Annotated in this window: 20 protein-coding genes; 4 read left to right on the top strand and 16 right to left on the bottom strand. The window is 75.1% G+C overall.

The genetic code is table 11. The features are described from left to right. Positions 1-88 precede the first annotated feature (88 nt). The 4 genes from ACFVVL_RS04260 to ACFVVL_RS04245 all read right to left on the bottom strand — a co-directional run bounded on the left by ACFVVL_RS04260 (position 89) and on the right by ACFVVL_RS04245 (position 3679). Positions 89-331 (bottom strand): acyl carrier protein, encoded by a 243-nt coding sequence (locus tag ACFVVL_RS04260; RefSeq protein ID WP_344325330.1) that lies wholly within the window; start codon positions 329-331, stop codon positions 89-91. Positions 332-410: 79 nt separating this feature from the next. After that, on the bottom strand, positions 411-1445 hold the full coding sequence (locus ACFVVL_RS04255; protein WP_380295316.1) for a beta-ketoacyl-ACP synthase III: 1035 nt from the start codon (positions 1443-1445) through the stop codon (positions 411-413). After that, positions 1442-2392 (bottom strand): ACP S-malonyltransferase, encoded by a 951-nt coding sequence (locus ACFVVL_RS04250; RefSeq protein ID WP_380295314.1) that lies wholly within the window; start codon positions 2390-2392, stop codon positions 1442-1444. The genes ACFVVL_RS04255 and ACFVVL_RS04250 overlap by 4 nt, the downstream gene beginning before the upstream one ends. A gap of 90 nt (positions 2393-2482) precedes the next feature. Further along, the gene (locus ACFVVL_RS04245) at positions 2483-3679 is read right to left on the bottom strand and encodes a PucR family transcriptional regulator (RefSeq protein ID WP_380295320.1); all 1197 of its coding nucleotides are present in this window, start codon (positions 3677-3679) and stop codon (positions 2483-2485) included. Between the two features lie 219 nt (positions 3680-3898). On the opposite strand from ACFVVL_RS04245, the gene ACFVVL_RS04240 reads away from it, so the two are divergent. Beyond that, positions 3899-4675: a pirin family protein gene (locus tag ACFVVL_RS04240; protein WP_387671261.1), complete on the top strand. Its 777-nt coding sequence runs from the start codon at positions 3899-3901 to the stop codon at positions 4673-4675. Positions 4676-4704: 29 nt separating this feature from the next. On the opposite strand, the gene ACFVVL_RS04235 is transcribed toward ACFVVL_RS04240, so the two are convergent. Continuing rightward, complete coding sequence (locus ACFVVL_RS04235) at positions 4705-5535, bottom strand: serine hydrolase domain-containing protein (protein ID WP_380295310.1); 831 nt, start codon at positions 5533-5535, stop codon at positions 4705-4707. A 121-nt stretch (positions 5536-5656) separates the two neighbouring features. On the opposite strand from ACFVVL_RS04235, the gene ACFVVL_RS04230 reads away from it, so the two are divergent. Next, positions 5657-6118, top strand: coding sequence for a MerR family transcriptional regulator (locus tag ACFVVL_RS04230; RefSeq protein ID WP_380295309.1), 462 nt, complete (start codon positions 5657-5659; stop codon positions 6116-6118). A 10-nt stretch (positions 6119-6128) separates the two neighbouring features. On the opposite strand, the gene ACFVVL_RS04225 is transcribed toward ACFVVL_RS04230, so the two are convergent. Then, positions 6129-6707: a TIGR03086 family metal-binding protein gene (locus tag ACFVVL_RS04225; RefSeq protein ID WP_380295307.1), complete on the bottom strand. Its 579-nt coding sequence runs from the start codon at positions 6705-6707 to the stop codon at positions 6129-6131. A gap of 101 nt (positions 6708-6808) precedes the next feature. Between ACFVVL_RS04225 and ACFVVL_RS04220 the strand changes: the two genes are divergently transcribed. Further along, positions 6809-7786 (top strand): helix-turn-helix transcriptional regulator, encoded by a 978-nt coding sequence (locus tag ACFVVL_RS04220; protein WP_387671258.1) that lies wholly within the window; start codon positions 6809-6811, stop codon positions 7784-7786. 40 nt (positions 7787-7826) lie between these two features. Here the strand turns inward: ACFVVL_RS04220 and ACFVVL_RS04215 are convergent, their stop codons facing one another. From ACFVVL_RS04215 to ACFVVL_RS04180, 8 genes are all read right to left on the bottom strand, one after another. After that, complete coding sequence (locus ACFVVL_RS04215; RefSeq protein ID WP_380295303.1) at positions 7827-9038, bottom strand: alpha/beta hydrolase; 1212 nt, start codon at positions 9036-9038, stop codon at positions 7827-7829. A 229-nt stretch (positions 9039-9267) separates the two neighbouring features. Then, positions 9268-11589: a Dyp-type peroxidase gene (locus tag ACFVVL_RS04210; RefSeq protein ID WP_387671256.1), complete on the bottom strand. Its 2322-nt coding sequence runs from the start codon at positions 11587-11589 to the stop codon at positions 9268-9270. 28 nt (positions 11590-11617) lie between these two features. Next, a complete protein-coding gene (locus ACFVVL_RS04205) occupies positions 11618-13549 on the bottom strand; it encodes a galactose oxidase-like domain-containing protein (protein ID WP_380295299.1) in 1932 nt (643 codons plus the stop codon). Between the two features lie 242 nt (positions 13550-13791). Next, positions 13792-15030 (bottom strand): acyltransferase, encoded by a 1239-nt coding sequence (locus ACFVVL_RS04200; RefSeq protein WP_387671254.1) that lies wholly within the window; start codon positions 15028-15030, stop codon positions 13792-13794. Positions 15031-15082: 52 nt separating this feature from the next. Continuing rightward, positions 15083-16219, bottom strand: coding sequence for an alpha/beta hydrolase (locus ACFVVL_RS04195; RefSeq protein WP_387671252.1), 1137 nt, complete (start codon positions 16217-16219; stop codon positions 15083-15085). A gap of 158 nt (positions 16220-16377) precedes the next feature. Beyond that, positions 16378-17052: a response regulator gene (locus tag ACFVVL_RS04190; RefSeq protein ID WP_380295296.1), complete on the bottom strand. Its 675-nt coding sequence runs from the start codon at positions 17050-17052 to the stop codon at positions 16378-16380. A 22-nt stretch (positions 17053-17074) separates the two neighbouring features. Beyond that, positions 17075-18454 carry a sensor histidine kinase gene (locus ACFVVL_RS04185; protein ID WP_387671250.1) on the bottom strand — a complete coding sequence of 460 codons (1380 nt, stop codon included), beginning with the start codon at positions 18452-18454 and terminating at the stop codon, positions 17075-17077. Positions 18455-18561: 107 nt separating this feature from the next. Further along, the gene (locus ACFVVL_RS04180; RefSeq protein ID WP_380295292.1) at positions 18562-19227 is read right to left on the bottom strand and encodes a TetR family transcriptional regulator; all 666 of its coding nucleotides are present in this window, start codon (positions 19225-19227) and stop codon (positions 18562-18564) included. Between the two features lie 216 nt (positions 19228-19443). On the opposite strand from ACFVVL_RS04180, the gene ACFVVL_RS04175 reads away from it, so the two are divergent. After that, a complete protein-coding gene (locus tag ACFVVL_RS04175) occupies positions 19444-21048 on the top strand; it encodes an MFS transporter (protein ID WP_387671248.1) in 1605 nt (534 codons plus the stop codon). A 72-nt stretch (positions 21049-21120) separates the two neighbouring features. Here the strand turns inward: ACFVVL_RS04175 and ACFVVL_RS04170 are convergent, their stop codons facing one another. Then, on the bottom strand, positions 21121-21876 hold the full coding sequence (locus tag ACFVVL_RS04170) for a hypothetical protein (protein WP_387671246.1): 756 nt from the start codon (positions 21874-21876) through the stop codon (positions 21121-21123). An 87-nt stretch (positions 21877-21963) separates the two neighbouring features. Beyond that, a complete protein-coding gene (locus ACFVVL_RS04165) occupies positions 21964-22404 on the bottom strand; it encodes a nitroreductase/quinone reductase family protein (protein ID WP_387671244.1) in 441 nt (146 codons plus the stop codon). Positions 22405-22479: the final 75 nt, after the last annotated feature.

Genomic DNA, 22479 nt, shown 5'->3' with positions numbered 1-22479 from the left:
GCCCGGTGGGGCGTCCCGGCCGGCGGGTCGGCCGACTCGCAGGAGCCGGCCGATGTCAGGCGTCGAACGCGTGGAACGCGCCGACCGCTCAGGCGTGGCTGAGGATGTAGTCCACGGCGTCGCCGACGGTCTTCAGGTTCTTGACCTCGTCGTCCGGGATCTTGACGTCGAAGCGCTCCTCGGCGGCCACGACGACCTCGACCATGGACAGCGAGTCGACGTCCAGGTCGTCGGTGAAGGACTTGTCGAGCTCGACGTCCTCGGTCGGGATGCCGGCGATCTCGTTGACGATCTCGGCGAGACCTTCCAGAACCTCGTCCTTGGTAGCCATACTGGCTGCTCCTCTTCGGTGTTGAATGCGGCCGCCCGGCGGACGGACGCAGGCTTGCGGGTGGATCGGGCGAAAACGCCTAGGGGAGCGTAACGACTGCCGCGGCGTACACGAGACCCGCCCCGAACCCGATGATCAGGGCGAGGTCGCCGCTGCGGGCCTCACCGCTCTCCAGCATGCGCTCCATCGCCAGCGGGATGGAGGCCGCGGAGGTGTTCCCGGTCTCCGTGATGTCACGGGCGACCGGCACCGACGCGGGCAGCTTGAGCGCCTTGATCATGGCGTCGGTGATCCGCATGTTGGCCTGGTGCGGAATGAACGCGCCGAGCTGGTCGGCGGTGATCCCGGCGGCGTCCAGCGCCTGCTGGGCCACCTTGGCCATCTCCCAGACCGCCCAGCGGAAGACCGTCTGGCCCTCCATGCGCAGCGCGGGCCACTTGAGCTCCTCGCCGGCGCCGTTGACGGCGTCCTCCTTGGCGAAGGCGGTGTCCCAGGCCTGGGTCTGCGAGATGACGTCCTTCTGCGAGCCGTCCGAGCCCCAGACGACCTTGCCGATGCCGGGGGTGTCGGACGGGCCGACGATCGCGGCGCCGGCGCCGTCGCCGAAGATGAACGCGGTCGAGCGGTCCGAGGTGTCGGTCAGGTCGCTGAGCCGCTCCACGCCGATGACCAGCACGTACTCGGCGCTGCCGCCGCGGATCATGCCGTCGGCCAGGCCCAGGCCGTAGCCGAAGCCGGCGCAGGCGGCCGAGATGTCGAAGGCCGGGGCGGTGCCGCAGCCGAGCCGCTCGGCGATCTCGGTGGCGATGGCCGGGGTCTGCTTGAGGTGCGAGACGGTGGCGACGATCACACCGCCGATCCGCGCCGGGTCGATCCCGGCCTGGGCGATCGCCTTGCCGGCGGCCTGCACCGACATCTCGGCGACCGACTCCTCGGGGCCGGCCCAGCGGCGCTCGGCGATCCCGCTGCGGGTGCGGATCCACTCGTCCGAGGAGTCGATCCAGGTCAGCACCTCGGCGTTCGGGACCACCCGGACCGGGCGGTAGCCGCCCACACCGTGGATGCGCGAGAACTGCGCACCGGTCACCGGGCGGATCTGGGGGGTGTCGCTCATGCCTGCTGCTCCTGCTGCTGACCGCCGTGCTCCGCGACGAGCTCGCGGGCCTTGTCGAGGTCGGCGGGGGTCTTGAGGGCCAGCGTCGCCACGCCCTTGAGGTTGCGCTTGACCAGTCCGGTGAGGGTGCCCGCCGGGGCGAGCTCGATGACGGCGGTCGCGCCCAGCCCGCGCAGGGTCTCCATGCAGAGGTCCCAGCGGACCGGGTTGGAGACCTGCGACACCAGGCGGTTCAGCACCTCGGTGCCGGAGGTGACCACCTCGCCGTCCTGGTTGGAGACGTACGCGACCTGGGGGTCGGCGACCGGCAGGGTCGGGGCCAGCTTGGCCAGCCGCTCGACGCCGGGGGCCATGTGGGTGGTGTGGAACGCGCCGGCCACCTTCAGCGAGACCAGCCGGGCACCGGCCGGCGGGTCCTCGCGCAGCGCGTCCAGCTGCGGCAGGGTGCCGGCCGCGACGATCTGGCCGCCGCCGTTGTTGTTGGCCGCGGTCAGGCCGTGCTCGGCGAGCTTCGCCGCGACGACCTCCTGGTCGCCGCCGAGCACGGCGAGCATGCCGGTCTCGGTGGCGGCGGCGGCCTCCGCCATGGCGAGGCTGCGCTCGCGCACGAAGGTCAGCGCGTCGCGGGCGCTCAGCACGCCGGCGCCGGCCGCCGCGGTGATCTCGCCGACGCTGTGGCCGGCGACCGCGCCGACCAGCGCACGGGCGGCGACCTCGTCCGGGAACAGCGCCCGCGCGGTCACCAGACCGGCCGCCACCAGCAGCGGCTGGGCGACGGCGGTGTCCTTGATCTCCTCGGCGTCCGCCTCCGTTCCGGCGCGCACGAGGTCGAGCCCGGCGACCTCCGACCAGCCCTGCAGGCGGTCGGCGACACCGTCGAGCTCCAGCCAGGGGCTGAGGAAACCGGGGGTCTGGGCACCCTGTCCAGGGGCGACGATTACGAGCACGGTTCAACCCTCTCTCGCCAGGCGCCCGGGGGCGGGTAGGCGACGGTAACGAAGAAAAGCATCCGGGATTGTAAGGTCCCTACAGCGCGTTCAGCTTGACTCTCCGGCGGCGGTGAGGCGCCCCAGCGCCAGTGCGATACGCAGGGTGAACGCCGAACGTACGTCGGACGGCGCGTAGCCCGTGACGTCGGTCACACGTCGGAGCCGGTAGCGCACCGTGTTGGGGTGGACGAAGAGCATCCGGGCGGCCCCCTCCAGGGAGGAGGCCTGCTCCAGGTAGACACTCAAGGTCTCCAGGAGTGCCGAGCCCGCCTCGTCCAGCGGTGTGTAGATCTCCTCCACCAGCTGGCGCCGGGCCGCCTGGTCCCCGGCCAGCGCGCGCTCCGGCAGCAGGTCGTCGGCCAGCACCGGGCGCGGTGCGTCCGGCCAGGCCGCGCAGGCCCGCAGACCGGCCGCCGCCGCGTGCGCCGAGCGGGTCGCCGAGAGCAGGTCCGGGACGGTCGGGCCGACCACCACCGGACCCGGCGCGAACTGGCCGATCAGGGCCCGGGCCGCGTGCACCGGCTCCTTGTCGCCGCCGACCACGACCACCAGGCGCTTGCCGAGCACCCCGGTCAGCACGTGCAGCTTGGCGTACCGGGCGGCCCGGCGGATCGCCTCGACCACCAGCTCGCTGTCACCGTCCGGAGCCGAGCCCATCACCACCCGGACCTGGCTCGGCTGGCCCCAGCCGAGTGCGGCGGCCCGGGACAGCACGCCCTCGTCGGCGTCGCCGGAGAGCAGCGAGTTGACCACCAGTGCCTCCAGCCGGGCGTCCCAGGCGCCCCGGGCCTCGGCGGCCTGGGCGTACACCTGGGCGGTGGCGAAGGCGATCTCCCGGGCGTAGACCAGCACGGATTCGCGCATGTCGGCCTCGTCGCCGGGAGCGGCCACCTCCTCGATGGCCTCCTCCATCACCTCGATGGTGGTGCGGATCAGCTCGACCGTCTGGCGCAGGGTGATCGCCCGGGTCAGCTCGCGCGGCGCGGTGCCGAAGACGTCGGTGGAGATCGCCTGCGGGGTGTCCGGCTTGCGGTACCACTCGGTGAAGGCGGCGATACCGGCCTGGGCGACCAGGCCGATCCAGGACCGGTGCTCCGGCGGCATCCGCCGGTACCAGCCGAGCTGGTCGTCCATCCGGGCGATCGCGGCGGAGGCGAGCTTGCCCGAGGACTTCTCCAGCCGCTTGAGGGTCGCGGCCCGGCGCTCGGCGCGCTCGGCGGCGAGCCGGCGCTCCTGCGCGGTCAGGCGCGGTGCCGCGCGGCCGGGCCGGTCTCTCCCGGCGCCCGGCGTCGGGCTCTTCCCGTTCTTGTCGGGACTGGCGGTCGGATCGCTCTTGGAGTTCGCGGAAGCGGCTGGCACAGGGACAAGACTGCCTCACCGGAGTGACTGCTCGTGCACAGCCCCCGTCGGACGGCGCGGGCGGTGGCTCGTCACACCCGTCACGGCTGCCACTACGGTGGGTCCGTGACCGATGCCCCCGCCCGCCCCCGCGCCGACCTGCGCCGCACCGCCGAGCGCTACCGCTCGACGCCCGCCGAGGGCGTCGAGACCAGGCACGCGTTCTCCTTCTCCGGGCACTACGACCCGAAGAACACCCACTTCGGCGCGCTGCTCGCGTGCAACGAGGAGCTCCTCGCCCCCGGCGCCGGGTTCGAGGAGCACAAGCACCGGGACACCGAGATCCTCACCTGGGTGCTGGAGGGCGCGCTCGCCCACCGGGACTCCCGCGGGCACGACGGGGTGGTGCGGCCCGGCATGGTCCAGCACCTGGGCGCGGGCTCCGGCGTCACCCACACCGAGCGCAACGTCGGCGGCGCCGACGTCCCGGTCCGGTTCGTCCAGATGTGGCTCCAGCCCGACGTCTTCGACGCGCCCCCCGTGTACGGGCTGCGCCGGGTGGAACGCGCGCCCGGCGGGTTGACGCTGCTCGCCTCCGGGCTGGAGCGGGACGCCGGCACCCCGGCGCTGCGGCTGCGGCGCCGGGACGCCGCGCTGTGGCTGGCGACCGCCGGGCCGTGGCAGCCGCTGCCCGCGCTGCCGGCCGCCGCCTACCGGTACGCGCACCTGACCGCCGGCTCGCTCGGCTACCGGACGGTGCCCGGACCGCAGGGCGGGGGCCGGTCGATGGTGCCCGGCGACAGCGTGCGGATCACCGGGGACGCCTTCGCGGCGCCGACGGCCGGCGAGAGCGGCGCGGAACTCCTCCTGTGGGAGATGCACACGCCGGTCTCGTACGGCTGACGGCCGACGGCCGACGGCCGGGGTGGGTCCTAGGCGAGCTCGGCGAGGACGGCGTCGCTCAGCACCGGCCAGACCTCCGCGGCCCAGGGGCCGAAGTCACGGTCGGTGAGCGCGATGCAGGCCGCGCCGGCCTGCGGGTCCACCCAGAAGAAGGTGCCGGACTGGCCGAAGTGGCCGAAGGTGGCGGGGGAGTTGGCGGTGCCGGTCCAGTGCGGCGCCTTGCCGTCGCGGATCTCGAAGCCGAGGCCCCAGTCGTTCGGCCGGCGGTGGCCGAAGCCGGGCAGCACACCGCTGGTGCCCGGGAAGGCGACCTCGCGGGTGGCGGTGCGCAGGGTGCCCGCGTCGAGCAGCTTGGGCGACTGGAGCTCGGCGGCGAACCGGGTGAGGTCGGCGAGGGTGGACAGGGCGCCGGCGCCGGCCGGGGAGCGGTGCGCGGTGTTGATCAGCGTGGCGTGCATGCCGAGCGGCTGGAACACGGCCTCGGCGGCGTACCGGCCGAACTCGATGCCCGCGGCCCGCTCCAGGGTCTGTGCCAGCACGTCGAAGCCGGCGTTGGAGTAGAGCCGGCGGTTGCCGGGCGCGGCCATCACCCGGTGCTCGTCGAAGGCCAGGCCCGAGGTGTGGGCGAGCAGGTGCCGGACGGTCGAACCCTCGGGGCCGGCCGGGTCGTCCAGCTCGAAGACGCCCTCCTCGACCGCAACCAGCACGGCGTAGGAGGTGAGCAGCTTGGTCACCGACGCCAGCGGGAACAGGTGCTCCTGCGGCCCGTGCGCGCCCAGCACCGCGCCGTCCGCGCCCCGGACGACGGCCGCCGCCGCGTGCGGCACCGGCCAGGTCTCGATCTTCCGCAAGCTCTCCATGGGCCCGACTCTAACCGGGCCGGTGCGCCGGGAGGGACGGCAGGCCGCCCGGGCGCACTTGCCTGGAGTGCACTCCAAGGCGCTGGCGTCGTGGGCGACGCTCACCACCGGGGGACCGACCATGACCGCACTCGCATCGATCGAGGCCGGACTGCGCACCTGCTGCGAGGTGTTCCGGGATCCGGCCGGCGTGCCCGACCGCACGTCGCGGCACACCATCGGCGAGGTGTCGGCGGCCAGCGGGCTGACCGCGCACACCCTGCGCTGGTACGAACGGATCGGCCTGCTCGACCCGGTGGACCGCTCGGCCTCGGGCCAGCGCCGCTACAGCGACGCCGATCTGCACCGGCTGGCCTTCCTGGGGCGGCTGCGGCTGACCGGGATGCCGGTGGCGGACATGCTGAGGTACGTCGAGCTGGCCCGGGAGGGCGAGCGGACCTCCGCGGACCGCCGCGACCTGCTGCTCGCCCACCGGGAGGCGGTGCGGCAGCAGATCGCGGACCTGCACGCGACCCTGGCCGTGCTCGACCACAAGATCGACGTCTACAACGGGCGGCTCGCCCGGTGCGCGGCGAGCCACTGAGGCATGCGCGTCAGACGGCGCGCCCGGAGTGGGCGGCCAGCCTGGTGTAGGCGTCGGCGCCGGCCGGAGCGGGCCGGACCGGGGCGAACGGGACGCCGCCGCCGCGCGGTTCGGCCGGCAGCACGGCCAGGGCGATCGCCAGCGCCGCCTCGCCCAGCCGCTCGTCCAGCAGGTGGGCGGTGCCGAGCGCGCGGGCGATGTCCCAGGAGTGGATGACGGTCTCCATGAAGTAGCCGCCCACCGCCTCGCGGCCGGACACCTCGCCCCACGGCACCGAGGTCGGGCGCTCCAGCTTGGCGTCCTGCGCCCAGGCGGCCGTCACCCGGGCACGGGCCCGGCCGAGCGCGGCCGGCCAGCCGTCGTCCGGCACGCCGCCGGTCGCGGCCGCGACGTCCTGGGAGCGCCCGCCCTCACCGGTGTAGGCGAGCCGGTGGACGCCGCCGACCACGTGGTCGAGCAGGGCCCGCAGGTCGTACTCGGCGCACGGGGTGGGCCGGTCCAGGCTCTCCGGACCGGCCTCGGCGATCAGCTTCTCCACCTGGTCGAGGGCGAGCAGGTACAGCGGACGGGGGTCCTGGGTGGTGTCCATGGGGCGGGTCAACTCCATCGGTGCGGAAGGTCTTCGTGACGGGAGGCAATCTCCCGGTAAAACCTGACAACCGCCGTCATGATTTCTGGGATCCTCGTGTCATGAAGGCCGACCGCCTGCTCTCGATCCTGCTGCTGCTCCAGACCCGCGGCCGGGTGCCCGCCACCGAACTGGCCGAACGGCTGGAGGTGTCGGTCCGCACCATCTACCGCGACGTCGAGGCGCTCTCCGCGGCCGGCGTGCCCGTCTACACCGAACGCGGCCGACACGGCGGCATCAGCCTGCTGCCCGGCTACCGCACCGACGTCAGCGGCCTGACCGCCGACGAGGCGCGGGCCCTGTTCGTGCTCTCCGCCCAGGGCGCCCACAGCGACCTCGGGCTGGACGGCGCGCTCGGCTCGGCGCTGCGCAAGGTGATGGCCGCGCTGCCCGCCCCGCACCGGCCGGGCGCCGAGCGGATCAGCGAGCGCGTCCTGGTGGACCCGGCGCGCTGGATGCAGGCCGGCACGCCCCAGGGGGCCGACCTCGGCGAGCTGCAGTACGCGGTGTTCGCCGACCGCCGGCTGCGGCTGCGCTACCGGCACAACGGCGCGCCCGCGCCGGCGGAGTACACCGTGGACCCGTACGGCCTGGTCAGCAAGGCCGCGGTCTGGTACCTGGTGGCCGATCTGCACGGCGAGCCGCGGCTGTTCCGGGCCGACCGGGTGCTGGGCGCGGAGACCTCGGAGGAGGCGGTGCGCCGCCGGCCCGGGGTGGGGCTGGCCGAGGTCTGGGCGGTGCTGCGCGAGCAGGTGGAGCGGCTGCCCAAGGAGCTGACGGTGAAGGTGCGGGTGCGGCGCGGACGGCTGGACATGTTCCTGCGGATCCACGGCGCCCGGCTCACCGCCCCGCCGCCGGAGACCGGGGGCGGGGCGCCCGACGACTGGGTCGAACTCACCCTCGGCCTCCAGTCGTTGCCGGCCGTCCGGTCGCTGCTGGCGTTCGGCGCGGACGCCGAGGTGCTCTCGCCGCCCGCCGCCCGCCGGGAGATGGGGCGGGTCGCGGCGGACGCCGTCCGGCTGTACCAGGACGCCCGCTAGGAGGCCCACCGGGGCGTGCTCCGGGAGGCCTGGCGGTCCGTCAGGCCTCCGGGGCGGGGCGCAGCACGTCCTGGTAGGCGCCGAGGGCGACGGCCGCGAAGTTGTGCAGGCTGTCGGTGCCGGTGGCGAAGTAGCCGTTGTGGCCGGAGGAGCGGGCCGAGGAGATCCGCTCGGCGCCGAAGTCCGGCGAGGTCGGGTCGGCGCCGTGGCCGAGCCCGCCGACCTCCAGGTAGGGCACGTTGCCGATCCAGTCGGTCTCGTTGCGGGTGGCCCAGACGTGCACCCCGGCGCCGAGTTCGGAGGTGCTCTCCACGCCCATGCCGGGGGAGCCGAACACCACCAGGTCGGTGATCCCGGTGGTGTCGGCCGGGGAGGCGGCCGCCCTGGGGATGTCCGGCGCGGCGGTGCCGCAGACCACCGAGCCGTAGGAGTGGCAGAACAGCGCGGGCGGCGCCTCGGGCCGGGTGGTCTCCTTGAGCCCGGCGAGCAGCCGGCGCAGCCGGGGGGCGCCGACGTCGGCGAGCCGGGAGGTCACCGCGTCGGGGCCGAGGCCGGAGGGGGTGACGTAGCCGGTCCAGGCGATCACCGCGGTGCGGGTGCCCGGGGACTGCCGCTGCTCCTCCTGGTACAGCGCCCGGGCCATTCCGGCGGGGGAGCGCAGCGGTTCGACGGCCTGGTCGAAGTGGCCGAGGTCGGCGTCGGAGCCGGGGACGAGCACCGCGACCCGGTCGGCGGCGCCGAGGTCGCCCCAGACCTCGGTGAGCAGGCCGCGGCCGCGCGGGTCGAAGGCGAGGATCTGGCGGCCGGGCGCGAGCAGGCTCTGCACGTCGTTGGCCCGGGAGACGGCGAGCGCGCGCTGCTCCGGGGGGAGGTCGCGGTCGGCGGCGCGGGCCCGGGCGTGGTCGCGCTCGGCGGCCAGGGCGATCCGGTTGGCCCGGTAGCGCACGGCGGGCGGGGCGCCGTCGAAGTTGCCGACCACCAGCGGGTAGGCCTCGACCAGCCGGTCGAGTTCGGCGGGGGCGAGCCGGCCGAAGAACTCGGCGGCGGCGGCCGGGGCGGTGGTGGCCGGGTCGGGCAGGTCGTGTCCGTAGGAGTGGTCCTCGACCCAGGCGGCGCTGCCGGCCGGCGGGGTGGAGATGGCCAACTGCTCGGTGGCGGCCGCGGCCTGGGCGGCGGCCGCGCCGGCGTCGGCGAGGACGGCGGCACCCGCGAAGGCGCCGATCAGGACATGCTTCCACCGCCGACGGCGCATCGCCTCAACTCCCTGAGAGTCCCGTCACCGATCCCGGACGGGAGCCCGGAGGGTGGTACGACTGCCAACTTCCCAGCGCAAGCCTAGGTGCCAGGAGGCGCGCTGAGTCCGGCTCAAACTGTGGGATGGATCACATGAACCGGGGGTGTCCCGGATGCGTCCCGGTCGTTCGCGTGAGGACCGGCCCGGCCCCGCGGCCGGGCGGTCGCGGGGCCGGGCCGGAGCCGGTTCAGGTCAGCGAGTTCCAGGCCGAGCAGGAGCGCGGGCCGGAGACCAGACGGTCCGGGTGGCCGCTGCCGTCGGCCACCGAGATCCGGCGGTAGCTGTCCCCGTGGAACACCCAGTACTCGCTCTTCCCGCCGGTCCGCTGGGCGTCGGGCACGGGCAGGAAGCAGTCCACCGCGGTGACGCCGTTCAGCGAGCCCCACTGGGACAGCTCCCGGTCGGAGCGCTCCAGCACGTCGGTGTGGGCGGCACCGTCGGCCACCGAGACCAGCCGGTAGCGCTGGCGGCCGCCGGTGGTGTGGAACGCCCAGTACCAGCTCTTGCCGCCGGCCCGCTGCTGGTCGGGCACGGGCAGGAAGCAGTCCACCCGGTCGACGCCGGCCAGGGAGCGCCAGGGGGTGAGGTCGCGGTCCGGGCGTTCCGCGGTGCCGGTGTGCCCGGTGCCGGCGGTGATCGAGACCGCCCGGTACTGCTGGCGGCCGCCGGTGGTGTGGAACACCCAGTACCAGCTCTTGCCGCCGGGGTTCTGCAGGTCGGGCATGGGCAGCAGGCAGTCGATCCGCTCGATGCCCCGGAAGCAGGGCAGGTCGCCCAGCGGGGTGTCGCCCTTGACCGTCCGGTCGGTGTGGGCGGCGCCGTCGGCGACCGAGATCTTCCGGTACCGGTCGCCGTGGCAGACCCAGAACTGGCTCCGGCCGCCGCGCCGCCACTGGTCGGGCACGGCCAGCAGGTCGTCGCACGGGTAGGCCGGGCCGGCCGGGGCGGTGGTCTGGCCGCCCTGCTGGCTCTGGGTCTGGCTCTGGCCGCCGCCCTGGCCCGTCTGCCCGGGGCCGACGAGCCGGCCGTCGGCGAGCCCCCGCAGGGTGCTGAGGGACGGCATGAAGGCGTACACCGAGCCGGTGGTCCGGACGAACTGGGCGAAGCTCAGCGGGGTGTGCTTGACCGTGCCGTCGGAGTCCCGGCTCTCGAAGTCGACGTCGGGGGCCTCCAGGACGACCGGGTCCTTGCCCGGCACCGGGTTGCGGCCGGGCGGGAAGTCCGGCTGGTCCATCCAGTCGGCCTGGATGAACTCGAACTGCCGCTGGATGTCGGCCTGGTAGCAGATGAACAGCAGCCCGCGCGGGTCGTCCGGGCCGCCCGGGCCCTCGGAGGCCGGGTCGAACGGCGCCCCGTACGGCGTGCCGCGGCGCATGATCCGCCGCCCGTCGAGCTCCTCGGCGTCGAACGGCGGGTGGCTGGGGTCCGGCGCCTGGAGGCCGGCCCGCGGGCTGGTCTTGCGCAGGTGCGACCAGAGCGGGGTGACCAGGCCCTCCAGGTCGTCCCGGAAGTCGAAGTCGTTGTCCGACGCGGCGCCCGGGTCGTTCGGGACGTCCCGGTCCTGGAAGCGGCAGACCGGGGCGCCGGAACGCCAGCGGCCGACCATCCGGGCCGCCAGCCACTCGGTGGTGGCGCCGTCCGGCACGGCCTTGGCGAGCCTGAGCTCCTTCAGCCTGACCGCGACCTGCGACCACCAGCCGGGGACGTCCTGGGCGAGCCGGCGGACGACCTGGAACGAACCGGCGCGCGCCCAGTCGGGGAAGTCCCGGAAGCTGCCCGGGGCGGGTTCCTCCCCGCAGACGAACTCGCCGGCCGGGACGATCCGGGTGCCCGGGTGGCCCTCGACCTCCCCGGGCCGGTTCGGGTCGGGCCGGTCGAAGCCCCGCACGCCGGGCTCGCTGATGCCGTCCTTGAAGCCGAAGTGCTCCTTGCCGCGGCGGCTGCCGAGCAGGGTCCGGGCGTTCTGCTGGTAGACGATCAGCACCCGGCACGCGGCGGCGGCGATCCGCTGGGCCTCGACGGCCGCCGCGAGGTCCTGCTCGGTGTCCGCGGAGAGCTTCAGCACGGCGTGCACCGGCTGTCCCCCGCCGTTGCCGAACAGCCAGTTCTCCGGGGAGTTCTCCCCGGTGTCGCCGAGCGCGCCGGCCCGCCTGGCCGACCCCTCCTTGAACGCCTCCAGGCCGCTGCCGACCGGCGGGGGCTGGGGGAAGGGGTCGGTGGTGGAGAGCATCCGCAGGCCCTCGTAGGTGAAGCTGACGCCGAGCCAGGTCGCCCTGAGGGTCTTGGGGTCGTCGCCGCCGGAGGTCCTGCGGGCCTCGCTGAACGCCTCGTTGAACGCGGCGACCGCACGGGTGGTGGCGATCTGCGGGGCGAGCTGCCGGAGCCAGTCGCGGGCCCGGGCCGCGTCCTCGAACTTGAGGAACAGGACGCTGACGTTGTCCTTCCTGAAGCCGGCCAGGACGTCGCCCTGGATCTCCTCGCTGTCGCGCAGTCTCAGATCCGTTGCCATGGGGAGGGTGGTTCCTTTCGGTGCGCGGTCAGGCGGTGAGCTGGATCCACTTGGCGACGGAGGGCACGCCCTGGTCGTTGAGCAGGAAGAGCATGTACCAGCCGGGCGGGGCGGCCTTGGCGTCCGGCGGGGCCTGGAACTCCAGCCGGTTGCCGGCCCGGCTGCTGAGCCGCAGGTCGAGGTGGCGCTGGCTGGTGTTGATCGAGTGGGTGGAGGTGGTGGGGGCGAGCAGCACCGCCTTCGAGACCAGGCCCGGGGTCGTGGTGGTGACCTGGAAGGTCCGGTCGTAGCCGACGGGCGCGGTCGGGGCCCGGTCGAGGACGGGGCGGTCGCCCTGGTGGAGGTAGGCCGGCTCGTAGATCTCGATGGTCCCGTTCATGGTGACCGGGGCCTGGGTGCCGGGGATGCCGCTCACCGTGCCGTCGATGTCCGGGTTGTTGGCGAGCTGCTGGAGCTCGTCGCCGGTGACCATGACGCGTCCGTCCGGCAGCACCACGGCGTTGGAGTGGTAGCCGCGCGGCAGCCGCTGGACCGGGCCGAGCTTCCAGTTGCCCTGGTCGTCGCGGAGCTCGATCTGGCGGTACTTGAGGTCGGCGTTCGGGTTGTACGGGCCGTTGCCGTAGTCGCGGATGTCGTAGGCGCCGTTGACGGTCATCAGCCGCCCGTCGGGCAGCAGCAGGGTGTCGTCCTGGGTGCGGCCGAAGGCACGGGACTTCTCCGCGGTCCAGCTGCCGTTGGAGAAGCGCAGGGTGCTGGGGTTGTCCCGGTCGCCGCCGAGGACCAGCGCGGAGTCCGGGCCGTTGATGCCGCCGGGCAGCGGCACGGCCGAGCCGTAGTTGCGCTTGCGGCCGTCGGGGCGGGCGGGCAGGTCGCTGCGGGACTCCGCGACCGGGTCGAACTTCCACTGCTCGGCGGCCTGCCGGCCGAAGCCGTAGACGTTGCCGTCGTTGAGCGAGAACAGGTGCGGGTAGTCCAGGCTGAACGGGGCGTCGGCCTTGAACCGGTCGACGGGGGTGTTCACCGGGGTGTCGGTCTTGAGCGAGGGCACCGGGCGGTCCTTGGCGGGGAAGCGCTCGACCACGGCGGTGGGGGTGCCCCAGCCGAGTTCGGACTGGCCGGACATGATCAGCTGCCGGCCGTCCGCGCCGGTCACCACCGTGGGGTACCAGCGGCCGACCGACATGTCGGGGTTGCGGGTCCAGGTCTCGGTCCACGGGTCGAAGATCAGCGAGAGTTTGGCGCCGGTGCCGCCGTTGCCGCCGAGGTTGCCGCCGAAGACCCCGAGCATGCCGTTGGGCAGGAAGGAGTGGCCGGCGCAGAAGAACGGCGCCGGGCGGGGCTGGTCCAGGCCGTCGGGCATGTTGACCACGGGCGGGGTGACCTGCTTGTACGCGTCCTTGCCGTAGCCGAGGGCCGGGTCCCAGAGGAACGCCCGGCCGGCGTTCTCCGTGCCGGTGGTCTGGGTGGGGGCGGGCTCCTTCTCGGGGTTGGTCTCGATCCGCTCGAAGGAGAAGAGCAGCACCTTGCCGGTGGGCAGCAGGGCGACGTGGTCGCCGAAGTCGGGGGAGGGGAAGTACTGGTCGAACGTCCCGAAGGTCTCCGCGGCGAAGCCCCGGTTGTGGGTGGCCTGGGACTCCGTCAGTGCGTTCAGCCGGTTGGTGCGGGTGGTCTGCGGGTAGTCGCCGATGCCGCGGATGCCGGCGCGCAACCGGGCGTGCTCCTCGGCGTGCTCCTGGCCGAGCGCGGCGATCTCGTCGTCGCGCAGCTCGGCCTGCACCCGGGGGTCGGCGACCCTGGGGGCGGTGGCGCCGGAGCCGTCGGGGGCGTCGTGGCCGCCGGAGCCGTGGGCGAGGGCGGGGGCGGCGGCCGACAGGACGGTGCCGGCGGTCAGCGCGCAGGCCACGGCGGTGGCGAGCACGGCCGGCAGGCGCCGGGCCGGCCGTGGCGGGGACAGGGACATGGGTCTCCTCGGAAGCGGGGCCGCCCGACGGGGGTTCGGGGCGGCGGAAGGGGAACGGCCGACGGGGCAGCGCCCGGTCGTCGCCGACAGTCAACAGACCATCACGGTGGGTGGTGGCACGCATGCGGAGTCACTGCGTTCGGCGGCGGCCGGGGCCGCAAGCGGGTGAGCGGCGGCGGCAACGCGCGGCGGGCGCGGACCGACCGGTCCGCGCCCACCTGCGCTCCGCGTGCCCGCGTGCGTCAGACGACGCCCAGCGCGTACGCGGCGAAGAACGCCGCCCCCGCGCCGGCCACCGCCCTGGCCGGCCGGGAGAGCCCCGTCCACGGGCCGTCGAAGCGCCGGGTGAACCACCCGATCGCGATCAGCACGGCGCCGAACAGCGGCAGCAGCGCCAGCCGGAGCCCGACCCAGCCGAGCGAGTCCGGAGCCACCGTCAGCCCCGGCACCGCGCCGAAGGCGGCCGCGCCGGGCACCGCGACCGCGAGCATCGCGCTCTGGTGCCAGCAGAAGATCGTCATCGCCGAGAGGTTCACCACCACCACCGGCAGCCAGAGCAGCGGACGTCGGGTCAGCAGACGTCCGAGCCGCTCGCGCAGCAGCACCGCCGCGCCGCACTGCACCGCCGCCAGCGCCAGCACCAGCAGGGACGGCGGGTGGGAGTTGGTGCGCTCGGCGCCCGGCACGCCGACCATCGACGCCGGGTAGTGGAAGACCAGCAGCAGCACCGCGAACAGCGCCCCGCCGCCCACCAGCAGCAGCCGCGCCGCCGGGCGGCCCAGCCGGCCCACGGCCCAGAGCGCGCCCAGCTGGTAGCCGAACAGCCAGCCCGGCAGGATGTTCAGCAGACCGGCCCAGGACGGCACCGACTCCGCCCACGGCCCGTACCGCAGCAGGTCGACGACCGCGACCGCGGCGAGCAGCACGCCCGCCGACCGGCCGCCCCACCGGCGGGCGAGGGCCGCGCAGAGCGGAGTGAGCGCGGTCAGGCCCAGGTAGACCGCGATGTACCAGAGCGGCTGCACCACCAGCGTCGACCCGGTGCGCACCGTGTCGGCGGGCACGCCGAGGCGCGGCAGCAGCGGGATCAGCAGCGCCCAGACGGCGGCCACCCCGAGCACCGGCCGCAGCAGCCGCACCACCCGGCCGCGCAGCCAGCCGCCGTACCCCGTCCCCCCGGCCCTGGCCCGTTCCAGCGAGCGGACCGCGGAGTGGCCGCCGACCAGGAAGAACACGCCCAGCAGCTGGAGTCCCCAGCTGACCGGGGCGAAGAAGCCGAGGGCGGGGGAGGAGAGCGGGCTGGCGTTGTGCAGGGCGCCGTCGGCGGAGCGGGTGAAGCCGCCGAGCAGCCAGTGGCCGGCCGGGACGGCGAGCAGGGCGAGGGCGCGCAGCCCGTCGAGGGCGCGGTCGCGGCTCTCGGGGGTGCGGGCGTCCACCTGGCGGGCGGCACGGTGCAGCGGGGCGAGCAGGGAGCTGGGCATGACGGGGTCTCCGTTCGCGGGTGCGGGGGGCCTGGGCGGGGGAGGGCGCGGTTCAGCGGCCGAGGGCGACGTCGGCGAAGGCGGCCAGCGAGGCGGTGCCCGGGGCGAAGTAGCCGGTGTGGCCGTGCGAGCCGGTGGACGGCAGCGGGCGGGCGCCGAAGGCCGGACCGGTCGGGTCGGCGCCGTGGCCGAGGCCGAACAGGCGCACGTGCGGCACGTTGCCGATCCAGTCGGAGCCGTTGCGGGCGGTGGCCCAGAGCGGGACGTCCGGGTCGAGGTCGGCGGCCGAGCCGACGCCCAGGCCCGGCGAGCCGAGCACCACCACGCCGGAGGACTGCCGCGGGCCCGGCCGGGCCAGGCCGCAGACCACCGAGCCGTAGCTGTGGCAGAACACCGTGGCCGGGGCGTCGGGCCGGGTGCTGACGGCGAGTCCGTCGAGCAGCCGGGTCAGCCGCTCGGCGCCGGCCCCGGCGAGGGTCTCGGTGGCGGCGTCCGGGCCGAGGCCGACCGGGGTGGTGTAGCCGGCCCAGGCGATCACGGCGGTGGCTCCGCCGGTCGCCCCGTACAGGGCCCGGGCCATGCCGACGGGCGTGCCGTAGGGGTCGCCGGCGCGGTCGAAGGTGCGCAGGTCGATGTCGGAGCCGGGGACGACGACGGCGGTGCGCCGGGCGCCGGCCAGGTCCCCGAACACCTCGGCGACCTGGCCCCGCCCGCGCGGGTCGAAGGCGAGGAAGCGGCGGGGCCCGCCGGGCGCGGCGTCGTCGAGCAGGGTGCGGTAGCGCTCCGCGCGCTCCCGGGCGGCGGTCCGGTCCTGCGGGGTGAGCGCCGGGTCGGCGGCCCGGGCCAGGGCGCGCTCGCGCTCCGCGGCGATGGCCAGGGCGTTGGCCCGGTGGCGCAGGCCGACCGGTGCGCCGTCCAGGTTGCCGACCACCAGCGGGTGGCGGGCGGCGAGGTCCTCGGCGGCGGCGGGCGCCAGCCCGGCGAAGAAGGCGGCCACCTCGGCGGGGGTGGCGGTGGCGGGGTCCGGCAGCGGCAGGCCGAGGGCGGTGTCGGCGACCCAGGCGGCGCTGCCGGGCGGCGGCCCGGTCACCGCGCGCTCGCCGCCGGCGGACCAGCCGCCGGCTCCCAGGACGGCGGCCAGCGCCAGCGCGGCGGCGGCCACCGCCCGCGCCATCCGGTTCCTCGTCATGTCCGTTCCCTCCATCGCCCGTTCGGCTTCGATGGGGAGGAAGGTAGGAACCGGGTGACCCGGCGGACATCACACTGCGGGGCCAACCCCCGGGTGGTACTCGGGTATCAGGGGGACATCCCCCGGGGGACACCCCCACCGGGCCCGGCGGGCAGGGCTCATTGACCCGGGGTCACCAGACCGGACTCGTAGGCGATCACCACCGCCTGGGCGCGGTCGCGCAGGTCGAGCTTGGCCAGGATCCGGCCGATGTGGGTCTTCACGGTCTGCTCGGCGAGGACCAGCCGGGCGGCGATCTCCTGGTTGGACAGGCCGCGGGCGATGAGCTCCAGGACCTCCGTCTCGCGCGGGGTCAGGCCGTTGAGCCGCAGCGCGGGGTCACGGCGCCTGGCCGGCCTGGTCCGGGCGAAGTCCTCGATCAGCCGCCGGGTCACCGAGGGGGCGAGCAGTGCCTCGCCGGCCGCGACCACCCGGACGGCGGCGATGAGGTCGTCCGGGGGCGCGTCCTTGAGCAGGAAGCCGCTGGCGCCGGCCCGCAGCGCGTCGTAGACGTAGTCGTCGACGTCGAAGGTGGTGAGCATCAGCACCTTGGGGCGGTGCGCGCCGGGCACCGCCGGGTCCAGCAGCCGGCGGGCCGCCTCCAGGCCGTCCATGACGGGCATCCGGACGTCCATCAGCACGACGTCCGGATGGGTGAGGCCGCTCACCTCCAGGGCCCGGGCGCCGTCCGGGGCGTCCCCCACCACGTCGATGTCGCTCTGCGCGTTGAGCAGGGCGGCGAATCCGGCCCGTACCATCGCCTGGTCGTCGACGATGATCACGCGGATGGTCATACGGTGCTCTCCCCGGGGCGTCCTACGATGCGGCGGTCGGCCCGTCCGGTTCCCCCGGAGCGGCCCCGCCCGGCCGGCTGTCCTGCGACCGAGTATCCGTCAGCGCGGTGAGCGGCAGAACGGCGGCCACCTTGAAGCCGCCGTCCGGCAGCGGCCCGGTGTCCAGCCGGCCGTCCAGCAGCCGGACCCGCTCGCGCATGCCGGCCAGTCCGTGGCCGGTGCCCTCGGCCGAGGCCTCCAGCGACTCGGCCCGCACCGGCGGGGCCGCGTTGACCACGGTGACCAGCAGGGATTCCCCGGCGACGGCCAGCGAGACCCAGGCCGCGGCACCGGGGGCGTGCCGGACCACATTGGCCAGCGCCTCCTGGACGATCCGGTAGACCGAGAGGCCGACGGCCGGTGGCAGCCGGTCGTCGGCCAGCTCCGCGGCGACGGTGAGCTCGGTGGACACGCCCGCCCGGCGGACCGTCTCGACCAGCTGGGCGAGCTGTCCGACGCCCGGCTGCGGCGCCTTCTCGGCGCCCGACTCCTCGCTGCGCAGCACCCCGAGCAGCCGCCGCATCTCGGACAGCGACTCGCGCGCGGTGCCCGCGATCGCGGTGAACTCCTCGGCGGCCTCCGCCGGGACGCCGGTGATCCGGTACGGCGCGCTGGCCGCCTGCACGGCGATCACCGACATGTGGTGGGCGACCACGTCGTGCAGTTCGCGGGCGATCCGGGCGCGCTCCTCCAGCAGGGTGCGCCGCTCGCGTTCGGCCTCGCTGATGTGCTCCTGCTCGGCGAGCAGCCGGCGGGCCTCGGCGCGCTCGCGCAGTGCCCCGCCGAGCACCAGGACGGCGCCGGTCAGCACGACGGCCAGCAGGCTGTCGTCGCCGCCGAACCCGCCGGCGACGCCGATGACGGAGAGCGCCAGGCTCGCCGCGGCGGTGACCAGCCAGACCGCGACCAGGGTGCGGCGGGCCTCGCGCAGGGAGAGCGTCAGCATCAGCAGGAGGTGGCAGACCAGGCCGGGCGGCGGCCACGGCCAGGGGCCGTCGACGCCGCCGGGGGCGGCGCCGTCACCGGTGGTGAGGATCAGCAGCGAGGTCAGCAGGGCGCCGCCGCCGGTCATCCACCAGGCGGGCAGCGGCCGGGTGACGGCGAGCAGCAGCGGCACCGTCTGGGTCAGCGCGAGGGCGGCGGCCGGGCCCGCGTCCACCCCGTAGTCGTTGACCAGCACGAGGATGCCGGTCGGCAGCAGCGCGGAGATCGCGGCCGCGGCCAGGACGTACGGCAGGAGCCGGACCCAGCGGCGGGCGGACTGGGCGAACAGCGGGGTGTGGTCGGCGGCCGGGCGGGTGAGCGGGGCGAGCAGCGCGCGCACCGGACCGCCCCGGGCGGGCCCGGCGGGTGGCTTGATCATCCGGCCAGCCTAGGGCGGGCCGGTGCGGCCGGCGTCCCTCCCGGGGCCGGACTTCGGCGTAGTACTCCGGTATGAGGGCGGGCCCCGCGGGCCGGGCCGGACGGGGCCTACGCGCGCCAGTGGCCGGCCAGGGCGGGGGCCAGCTGGTCGAAGTGACGGTCGATCAGCGCGATCATGCCCTCCGGGCCGGTGTCCTCCTGGTCGGCGCTCCAGGACAGGTGGGCGGCGCGCAGGACGCCGCCGAAGGCCGCCGCGAGCACGGCGGGCCGCAGGTCCTCGGCCGGGTCGACGCCCTCGCGCTCGGCGATGATCCCGATCAGCACCTGTTCCTGCTCGGTGACCCGGCGCAGGTGGGCGGCGAGCAGGGTGGGGGTGTCCTCGATCATCCGGATCAGTTCCAGCGCCGCCGTCACCGAGTGGGGGCCGGTGTCCCGGCCCGCGCCGCGCTCGCGCCAGGAGCCGACGATCGCGGCGCGCAGCGCCTGGAGCGGGGTCTCCCCGGCGGGGCGGGCCCGCAGCTGCTGGATGAAGTGGTCCTCGGCCTCGGCGAGGACGGCGAGGGCGACCTCGTCCTTGTTGGCGAAGTAGCGGAAGAAGGTGCGCTGGGAGATGTCGACGGCGCCGGCGATCTCGTCGACGGTGGTGCGGGCGAAGCCCTGGCCGAGGAAGAGCCGGTGGGCCGCCTCGATGAGGGCGTCCCGGGTGCGCTGCTTCTTCCGGGCGCGCAGTCCCTGCTCCTGGGCGGGGGCGGGGGGAGCGGGCTGAGCGGCCATGGCGGGGGCCTTCCGGACGGTGGGCGGGCGGGGGCTGTGGAGGCTACTGTAGCGATCTGACAAATGGCAGTCTGACGCATAAGTCAGAGTTTGCCGAATGTCACTGACTGACATAATCTGCTGCGGGTGGCGCCCCAGGGCCGGGCACTCGTGGGGACGGGTGGGCCGGGGCGCCACCTCCGTGTCCGCCCGATGTCAGCCCCCCGGAGGGCCCAGATGAGCCAGTCCCTCACCAAGAGCCCCTCGGCGGACGCGCCGCCGCCGGGCGCGTCACCCGGCCGCAGGAGCCTCCAGGGTCATCCCTGGCTGACCCTGCTCACCGTCGCCGTCGGCGTGATGATGGTCGCCCTGGACGGCACGATCGTCGCGATAGCCAACCCGGTCATCCAGGCCGACCTCGACGCCGCGCCCTCCGAGATCCAGTGGGTGACCAGCGGCTACCTGCTGGCCCTCGCGGTCTTCCTGATCACGGCCGGCAAGATCGGCGACCGGTTCGGCCACAAGAACACCTTCCTGGTCGGCGCGGTCGGCTTCGCCGTCACCTCGGCGGCGATCGGCTTCGCCGGGAACATCCAGACGGTGATCGTCTTCCGCGTCCTGCAAGGCCTGTTCGGCGCGCTGCTCCAGCCGGCCGCGCTCGGCCTGCTGCGCGGGGCCTTCCCGGCCGAGAAGCTCAACATGGCGATCGGCATCTGGGGCGGCGTCATCGGCGCCTCCACCGCGGCCGGCCCGATCGTCGGCGGCCTGCTGGTCGAGCACGTCAACTGGGAGTCGGTGTTCTTCATCAACATCCCGGTCGGCCTGATCGCGCTGGCCCTCGGTCTGTGGATCCTCCGGGACGTGCGGGCCGAGAAGGCCGCCAAGTCCTTCGACGTCCCCGGCATCGTGCTGCTCTCGGCGGCGATGTTCGCGCTGGTCTTCGGCATCATCAAGGCCCCCGAGTGGGGCTGGGGCGACCTCTCCACGGTGCTGTTCCTGGGCGGCGCGGTCGTGCTGATGACCGCCTTCGCGCTCTGGCAGCGGGTGGCCCGGGAGCCGCTGATCCCGCTCAGCCTGTTCCGTTCGCTGCCGCTGTCGGCCGGCACCCTGCTGATGGTGCTGATGGCCTTCTCGTTCTTCGGCGCGATCTTCTTCGTCACCTTCTACCTGCAGAACGTGCACGGCATGTCGCCGGTCCAGGCCGGCGTCCACCTGCTGCCGATGACCGGCATGATGATCATCGGATCGCCGGTGGCGGGGATCGCGATCGGCAAGCTGGGCCCGCGGATCCCGATCGTGGCCGGCATGCTGATCACCACCGCCGCGATGTTCGGCATGTCCACCCTGGACGCCGGCTCCGGCAACGGCGCGATGGCGCTCTGGTTCGTGCTGATGGGCCTGGGCATCAGCCCGGTCATGGTCGGCGCCACCGAGGTCATCGTCGGCAACGCGCCGCTGGAGCTCTCCGGTGTCGCCGGCGGTCTGCAGCAGTCCGCGATGCAGGTCGGCGGCAGCCTCGGCACCGCCGTGCTGGGCGCGCTGATGGCCGCCCGGGTCACCGACACGCTGCCCGGCAAGTGGGCCGACGCCGGCCTGCCGCCGGTGGACCCGGCGCAGGCCGAGGGCCTCAACCAGGCCGCCCAGCTCGGCTTCGCCCCGCCCGCCCCGGCGGGCACCCCGCAGCAGGTGGCCGACGCGATGGCCGGTGCCGTCCACGACTCCTTCGTCAGCGGCATGTCGCTGGCCTTCGCGGTCGCCTCGGTGGTCGCCTTCGGCGCCGCGCTGCTGGGGCTGCTGACCCGTCGCGGCACCACCGACGCCGGGCCCGCCGTCCACATCTGACGCCCCGCCGCCCCGCCGCCCGGCCCGCGGGCTCCGGACCTCCCCGGTCCGGGGCCCGCGGGCCGTCCGGCGTCAGGAGGTCGGGCAGTCCAGCGTCGGGTCGGTCTCGGCGGCGGCCCAGCACTGCTCGGCCCGCTGCCAGTACTCCTCGTCGGAGAGCGTCGCCGACGGCGTGGGGGAGGGCAGCACCTGGGTCGGCCCGAAGTGGCTGCCCCCGCCGGGCGCCGGGGAGGGCGGCGGCGCGGGGGCCGTCCTGGTGGGCTCGGGAGCCGGCGGCGCCGGGGTCCCGGTGGCCGTCGGCGCGCCGCCGCCGGCCGGGCCGGCGGCGGGCGGTGCGAGCGGGGAGGCGGGGACCGTCGGGCGGGCCGGGGCGACCGGCGTGGCCGGGGAGGTCGTCGGGGCCGTGGACGGCGGCACCTCGGCGGAGACCAGGCCGAGGGCCGGTCCCTTGCCGGGCGTGGTCCGGCCCCCGGGGGCGGCCGGCGCGGTCGGCTCGTGGCCGGACGACGGGGGCGCGGCCGGATCCCCGGCCGTCGCCGCCCCCGGCTCCTCGGGCGCGGCCGGTGCACCGGCGCCGCCGGGATCCCCGGGGTCGACGGGGCCGGAGGGGGCACCGGGGACGGCCGTGGCGCCGGGAGCGGGTGAGCCGCCCGGGGCGGGCGCCGGTCCCGGCAGCAGGTCGGCCAGGCCCCGGTCCGGGGCGGCCGGCAGGGCCACCGCGGGCCCGCCGAGCTCCTCCGGAGCGGGCAGCAGCTGGGACAGCAGGGCGCCGGTCGTCACCCCGACCAGCAATGCCAGGGGGAAGGCCCCCGTCCTCGGTGCGCGCACGATACCGGCCCCCTCCCCTCGCCCCCTGGAAGGACACCTTAAGCGTGACTCTCGGGAAGGTTAAGAGGGAATTGGCGCCGACCTCGCTCAGGCCGCCGGTCGCAGCTCCACCAGCGGGACGACCCGGGTGGTTCGGGCGCGGAATTCGGCGAACAGCGGCTCGGCCTCGATCTGCCGGGCCCAGAGGCTCTCGTGCTCGGCCGGGTCGAGCGGCACGGCGTGCGCGGCGAAGGCGTCCGGGCCGAGCTCGACGGTGACCTCGGGGCTCTCGGCGAGGTTGCGGTACCAGGCCGGGTCGGCCGGTGCGCCGCCGTTCAGCGCGAAGACGATCACCCGCCCGCCGTCCCGCAGGTAGACCAGCGGGGTGGTGCGGGACTCGCCGCTGCGCCGGCCGCGGGTGGTGAGCAGCAGCAGGCTCCGGCCGGCGAAGTCGCCGCCGACCACGCCCCCGGTCGCCCGGAACTCGGCGATCACGGTGCGGTTGTCGTCGTTCCCGCCGTCGGCGGGCTGGGGGTGGGCGGCGTTCATCTCGGTGACCCTCCTCGGCGGTCCGGTTCGTCGGGACGAGCCTAGGAGCTGACACCGGTGTGAGGTTCAAGCGGC

It is taken from the genome of Kitasatospora sp. NPDC058115 (assembly GCF_042884635.1).
In the GTDB taxonomy this organism is placed as follows: Bacteria; Actinomycetota; Actinomycetes; order Streptomycetales; family Streptomycetaceae; genus Kitasatospora.
Note: the sequence above shows the minus strand (reverse complement) of the source record. Positions and strands in the feature narration are given on the sequence as shown.

What these genes read in the sequence shown, in the direction of transcription:
- ACFVVL_RS04190 (WP_380295296.1), bottom strand. Translation starts at nt 17,052, where the DNA reads ATGACCATCCGCGTGATCATCGTCGACGACCAGGCGATGGTACGGGCC.
- ACFVVL_RS04180 (WP_380295292.1), bottom strand. Translation starts at nt 19,227, where the DNA reads ATGGCCGCTCAGCCCGCTCCCCCCGCCCCCGCCCAGGAGCAGGGACTG.
- ACFVVL_RS04210 (WP_387671256.1), bottom strand. Translation starts at nt 11,589, where the DNA reads ATGGCAACGGATCTGAGACTGCGCGACAGCGAGGAGATCCAGGGCGAC.
- ACFVVL_RS04185 (WP_387671250.1), bottom strand. Translation starts at nt 18,454, where the DNA reads ATGATCAAGCCACCCGCCGGGCCCGCCCGGGGCGGTCCGGTGCGCGCG.
- ACFVVL_RS04175 (WP_387671248.1), top strand. Translation starts at nt 19,444, where the DNA reads ATGAGCCAGTCCCTCACCAAGAGCCCCTCGGCGGACGCGCCGCCGCCG.
- ACFVVL_RS04225 (WP_380295307.1), bottom strand. Translation starts at nt 6,707, where the DNA reads ATGGACACCACCCAGGACCCCCGTCCGCTGTACCTGCTCGCCCTCGAC.
- ACFVVL_RS04235 (WP_380295310.1), bottom strand. Translation starts at nt 5,535, where the DNA reads ATGGAGAGCTTGCGGAAGATCGAGACCTGGCCGGTGCCGCACGCGGCG.
- ACFVVL_RS04230 (WP_380295309.1), top strand. Translation starts at nt 5,657, where the DNA reads ATGACCGCACTCGCATCGATCGAGGCCGGACTGCGCACCTGCTGCGAG.
- ACFVVL_RS04255 (WP_380295316.1), bottom strand. Translation starts at nt 1,445, where the DNA reads ATGAGCGACACCCCCCAGATCCGCCCGGTGACCGGTGCGCAGTTCTCG.
- ACFVVL_RS04215 (WP_380295303.1), bottom strand. Translation starts at nt 9,038, where the DNA reads ATGCGCCGTCGGCGGTGGAAGCATGTCCTGATCGGCGCCTTCGCGGGT.
- ACFVVL_RS04205 (WP_380295299.1), bottom strand. Translation starts at nt 13,549, where the DNA reads ATGTCCCTGTCCCCGCCACGGCCGGCCCGGCGCCTGCCGGCCGTGCTC.
- ACFVVL_RS04220 (WP_387671258.1), top strand. Translation starts at nt 6,809, where the DNA reads ATGAAGGCCGACCGCCTGCTCTCGATCCTGCTGCTGCTCCAGACCCGC.
- ACFVVL_RS04195 (WP_387671252.1), bottom strand. Translation starts at nt 16,219, where the DNA reads ATGACGAGGAACCGGATGGCGCGGGCGGTGGCCGCCGCCGCGCTGGCG.
- ACFVVL_RS04260 (WP_344325330.1), bottom strand. Translation starts at nt 331, where the DNA reads ATGGCTACCAAGGACGAGGTTCTGGAAGGTCTCGCCGAGATCGTCAAC.
- ACFVVL_RS04165 (WP_387671244.1), bottom strand. Translation starts at nt 22,404, where the DNA reads ATGAACGCCGCCCACCCCCAGCCCGCCGACGGCGGGAACGACGACAAC.
- ACFVVL_RS04200 (WP_387671254.1), bottom strand. Translation starts at nt 15,030, where the DNA reads ATGCCCAGCTCCCTGCTCGCCCCGCTGCACCGTGCCGCCCGCCAGGTG.